The organism is Desulfomicrobium macestii, from assembly GCF_014873765.1.
GTDB lineage: Bacteria > Desulfobacterota > Desulfovibrionia > Desulfovibrionales > Desulfomicrobiaceae > Desulfomicrobium > Desulfomicrobium macestii.
This window is the reverse complement of the sequence record NZ_JADBGG010000069.1, coordinates 1-5,825: the sequence shown is the minus strand read 5'-3', so window position 1 is coordinate 5,825 and position 5,825 is coordinate 1. Positions and strand designations below refer to the sequence as shown.

Below are 5,825 nucleotides of genomic sequence, written 5' to 3'. Positions count from 1 at the left end.
CTGTTCAGTTCGCAGCAGGTGTACCTGAACGGCATGACGGCGCACACGTTCTCGTACTATCGACTGTGCATGCCCGTTTCCCAGCTCATGAGCGCCCTTGGCGTGGATCTCAAGGTCAAGGGCCTGGGCGAGGTCATGGCCGAGTAGGCGGCTCTTCGGCCATGTCGTCCCCGATTCCCCCGGCTGGCTGTTCATTGTCCGGGGGAGTCGGGGAATACGCCCTCGGCAGCTGTTCGGATCATACGCGGGATAACGGCGCCGTCTATCTGAAGCGCCTATGCCTTGCTTTTTCGCCGACATCGTAGGCATTTCGTATATTTCACATCCGCGCGATTCGTTTCACCCATTCAACAATTTTTGCATACTTGCCAATGCACTGCCTTCGGGATTTCAGGAGTGTCATGGGTGTGACTTGCAATGGCGAAAGCCGGTTTGATTATATGCCTAGGTAAATAAGTATTTTATTCTCAAACACGTAATAAAATCTACCTTATTTATGTATATAATTATACATCAAATTAAACAAATATGCATATTAATAAGTATATTGAATCTCGTTAGCTTGACCTCGAATCATAGTTTCAAAACGTGATCGAGGAGAGATTCTATGTATACAATCAATGTAGGCGTACGTCAGGAAAACGGTGACTTTCAGGAAGTGCGGATTGACAACGGCGGTCGATTAAACCTGAGCCATGGCGACCGGCTGGTTCTTGCCGCTGCTCCTGAAGATGTCGAGATCGTGTCCGGGGATCGGGGTGATTATGTCGTCCGGTTGAAAGGAGGGGAGGAGTTCTCCGTAGCTTCGGCCGATGACGCCAAGGAGCTTGTGCTTATTTCTCCGGACACCGGGGAACCTCTGATCATGTTCGATATTCAGCACCCCGAGCAGGAAGTTGACGCACATGTCAGCCAGCCGCTGGGCGTTCATCAGGCCAGCGTGGCGGGCACCGAGTTTCTGCAGCAAGATGTCGGTGAAGATCTGGGCATGGGGCAGCTTCTTGATATGGCTTCCTTCAGCGCCGAGGGCGGCGGGGCGTTGACCTCTGCTTCCGGTCCATCTTTCCCTGACTGGGAGGAGGCGGCCGGCACCCTGCCCGGGGATGACGGGACGGGCGATTCAAACAACGCGCCTTTCGTCAGCGGTTCCGTGGACCTCGGCTCCATCGACGAAGAGGGCTGCCTGGTCTTTTCGCGGGCCGATCTGCTGGCCACCGCCTCGGACGCGGACGGCGACGCCCTGACCGTGACCGGACTTTCCGTCGCCTCGGGCGATGGCACGCTGACCGACAACGGGGATGGCACGTGGACCTTTGCGCCCTCCGCCGACTGGAACGGCGCCGTCAGCTTCGGCTATACGATTTTCGACGGTAACGGCGGCGCGACGGCGACGTCCGCGAACCTGACCGTCAACCCGGTCAACGACGCGCCGTTCGTCGACCTCAACGCGCCGATCAACGTGGAAGCCGAAGCCACCGTCTCCCTTGCGGGATACCTCCACGCCGGGGATGTCGACAATGCGGCGTCGGATCTCGCCTATACGATTACCCACGCTCCGGAGTTCGGCACGCTGATGCTGGACGGAGTCGCCATCACGGACTTCTCCGGCACGGTTTTCACCCAGGCCGACATCGATGCCGGGCGGGTTGCCTACCGCTTCGCTCCCGAGGCCGGTTCCGAGATCCGCGTCGTGGAGGACGACAGCTTCACCTTCACCGTGAACGACGGCCTGACCGCCACCCCCGAAACGACCTTCGACATGCACAGCATCCCCGTACAGATGTGGGGCACCGATAGCGGGGAAATCATTACCTGCACGACCGCCACCACCCGCACCGACGCGACGTTTCTTGTCTACGGCTTTGACGGCGACGATTGGCTGTTCAGCGGAGGCAACATGGATAACGTGCGCTTGAATCTCATTCCCCATGGCGGAGCGGGCGACGACACCCTGTACGGCGGAGCGGGCAACGATTACTTGGTGGCGAGCCTGGGAGCGGACATTCTCGACGGGGGGGACGGCGTCGACACCGCCTTTTACCGCCAAAGTCCCACATCGGTGAACATCGACCTGAACGTCACAGGACCACAGAGCGGCGGCGACAGCGGCAATTTTGGCGAGGGTGACGTCCTGCGGGGCATCGAGGATGTTTTGGGCGCGCTGCATCGTGATGACCCATGGGCGTTGGGCAACGTGATCATGGGCGATGACGCCGACAATATATTAGCAGGCGGCTGTACCCACGATACCTTGTATGGCGGAGACGGCGACGACATGCTGTTCAAAACCGGTTATGGCGGAGGACTCTTCATAGGCGGGGCCGGAAACGATTATCTTGATTTGCATGATGGCGCAGCGTACGGCGGCTCTGGCGATGACACTATCTACGCCAGCGGTACGGCGGATCTTTATGGCGGCGATGGCAACGACTCTCTGCGGGGCACAGATGGCCAGTTGGAGGGCGGCGCCGGAGCCGACTACATGTCGGGTACGCTTACGTCACAAAATTTAACTAAGATCAGCTACAGCCAAAGCCTGGCCGTGGAAATCGATCTGAACAACAGGGTTCAGGTCCAGGGGAACGGCGCGGACGGGAACGAAGCCATCGGGGATACGCTGGAATACATTTGGAACGTCATTGGTTCCTCCCATGGCGATACGCTCATCGGGAATCTGTACCCTAATCAGCTGTACGGCAGCGGCGGCGACGACATCCTGGTCGGCGGAGCCGGGGCGGACCTTCTCGACGGCGGCGACGGCGTCGACACGGCCGATTACAGTTCAAACCCCACATGGGTGAACATCGACCTGAACGTCACTGGCTCCCAGACGGGAGGCGGCAGCGGCAATCATGGCCAGTCCGATGTCCTGACAGGCGTGGAGAACGTCTTGGGCTCGAACGACACGCTGCACGGCGACGTGCTGGCGGGTGACGACGCGGACAACTTCCTGTCCGGACTGGCCGGCGACGACACCCTGTTCGGCAATGCAGGCAATGATGCGCTGGCCGGGGGCGATGGTGACGACAAGCTGAACGGCGGAGCCGGCGCCGACACCCTGGACGGGGGGTCGAACACCGCCATCGAAGCCATCAAATACCACTACAACCAGATCGGTGGCGTTTTGCTCAATCCGGTGATCCGCTACGAGGCGACGCCCGGCGGCGACTGGGCGGATTACGGCGCGAGCGACGCGGCCGTGCGCGTGGATCTGACCAGTTCCGGAGCCCAGAGCGGCGGCCATGCCGAGGGCGACGTGCTGACGGGCATCGAGAACGTGGCCGGCTCGGCCCACGGCGACACGCTCATCGGCCAGGACTTCGTGAGCAACGTGTTCGCCGGTCTGGCCGGGGCGGACTCCCTGGTGGGCGGCGAGAGCGTCCTGGATGTCGTTGAAGTGTTCGACGGCGGCTGGACTGCGACCACGAACTTCTACTACCCGGATACGGCCGACTACAGCCAGAGCCCGTCCTGGGTGAACGTCGATCTGAACAGCGCGGTCGGGCAGACGGGCGGCGGCACGGGCAACCACGCCCTGGGCGACACCCTTGCGGGCATCGAGCACGTCATCGGCACGAACGACGTCCACGGCGACGCGCTCACGGGCGACGGGAGCCACAATTTCCTGGACGGCCTGGCCGGGGCGGACACGCTCATTGGCGGCGCGGGAGACGACACGCTGCGCGGCGGTTCCGGGGCCGATTCCCTGGACGGCGGCACGAACACGGATGCGAATCTCCACAATAGCGGCGACTGGGTGGACTACAGCACGAGCACGGCAGGCGTGAGCGTGAACCTGTACCACCAGGACGGGATCGCGACCCAGAGCGGCGGCGACGCCCAGGGCGACACGCTCACGGGTTTCGAGAACGTGATGGGCTCGGAGAATGACGATTCAATCGTGGGCGACAACGCCGACAACTGGCTCGTGGGCTTGGATGGCAATGACACGATGAGCGGCGATGACCCGTCAAGTCTCAATTGGTGGGAGACAAGCAATGACAGCATGTGGGGTGGCGCGGGCGACGACGCCATGTTCGGAGGCGCCGGGCAAGACCGGATGTGGGGCGATTCCGGGAATGACACCCTGATTGGCGGCACAGAGAAAGACAGTCTGTATGGCGGGGATGGTGACGATTTCATCGCGGGCGGCAACTACCACATGGACACCCTCTTCGGCGGCAACACAATTCCTGTCGACAGCGAAGCTTTCGACAACAGCGGAGACTTCCTCTCCGGCGGCGCGGGGCGGGATACCCTCTTGGGGGGCCTCGGGTACCATGGCCGTGAGACCCTGGAGGGTGGCGCGGACGGCGATCTGCTTCTCGGCAGTGTGGACGGGGATATCCTGGCCTACTACGCCAACTCGCCGTCGGCGATCTACGTGGACCTGACCCGCCAGGACGGTATCGCGGCCCAGAGCGGCGGCGAAGCCGAAGGCGATACGCTGCTGGGCATCCATCACGTTACCGGCTCCGGCTTCGACGACACCATCCTCGGCTTCGAAACCGACAACGAGCTCAAAGGCATGGGAGGCGACGACTTCATCACCGGCGGCGAGGGGCAGGATAGTCTGTGGGGCGATGGCGGGAATACATCTTCGGATTCAGACAATGATACCCTTGAGGGCGGCGTCGGCTCCGACTTTATCCATGGCGGGGGCGGCCACGACATCGCCAGCTACCGGAATTCCGCGCTGGGAGTGCTCGTGGATCTGGACGATCAGAACTACGCCTATCCCGGCACACCCAACCCCTCCTATCCGGGCCGGGGCGAACCCGGCCAGACCGGTGCCGACCCAACTGGCGAGGAACACGGCGACTGGTTGTGGTACATGGACGGCGTATGGGGCTCCGAGCACGGCGACACGCTGCTGGGCCGCGACACCGACTGGGACGGAGTGTTCCTGATGAGCTCCAAAGATGAGCTGCGCGGCTTCGGCGGCGACGACAGCCTTGTGGGCCTTGGCGGCGACGATTCGCTGTACGGCGGCGACGGCCACGATACGCTGGTAGGCGGCCCGGGCCAGGATCTGCTCCATGGCGACTCCGGAGATGATCTGCTTCTCGGCGGACCCGACGATTCGGTGCATGGAGGAGACGGGTTTGACGTCTTCAAGCTCGAAGACCATTCCGGTCTCGGCCAGACTCTGGACCTGAGCGGCATGGTCTCGGACGGAAGGATCTCCGGCATCGAGCGCGTCGACATGCAGGGCGGAGCGGACGATGCCAATGTGCTGACCCTGCGGGCCGGCGATGTGCTCACTGTTTCGGACACCGATACCCTTTGGGTGTACGGTGACGGCACCGATCAAGTGTCCACGACGGATTCGGGCTGGTCGCTGATTGCCTCGGACGTGGTCGGTTCCGACGGTTTTGAATACAATCATTACACGAACACCGTCGGACCTAGCGTCGTTCACCTCATGGTGGCCGAGGATATCGCAAGCCAGAACATCACGGGCTGACTCTGGAACGCTTGAGGGCTTTTAGAAATACGAAGACCACCGGATTAAGCGTCATCCAGCCCATGGTGGCCGAGGAAGCCACAAGCCAGAACATCACGAACTCATCGCTGAACGCCAAAGGGCTTTTCGGAAACATCCCGAAGAGCCCTTTTTCTTTGCACTACGCCAACGCCTTGGATCGATCCCGGCTTCATTGATCATACGGATTTCAACACGCAGGGCGTGACTTGAAATTTATATAGGCTGTTTTTTTTGGGGTGATTTTGTAAACCTCCCCAAGTTAGTGCCATCCAAAAGTAGAGGTTTCCTTGGGTGAATTTTTCATGAGGAACTCTGTCGGGGTCAAATCCCCAAGGGA

General features: G+C 60.9%; 1 protein-coding gene. It reads left to right on the top strand.

The features are described from left to right. Positions 1-607 precede the first annotated feature (607 nt). Entirely contained in the window at positions 608-5,467 is a 4,860-nt protein-coding gene (locus tag H4684_RS20180) for a cadherin-like domain-containing protein (protein ID WP_192625133.1), read from the top strand. Positions 5,468-5,825: the final 358 nt, after the last annotated feature.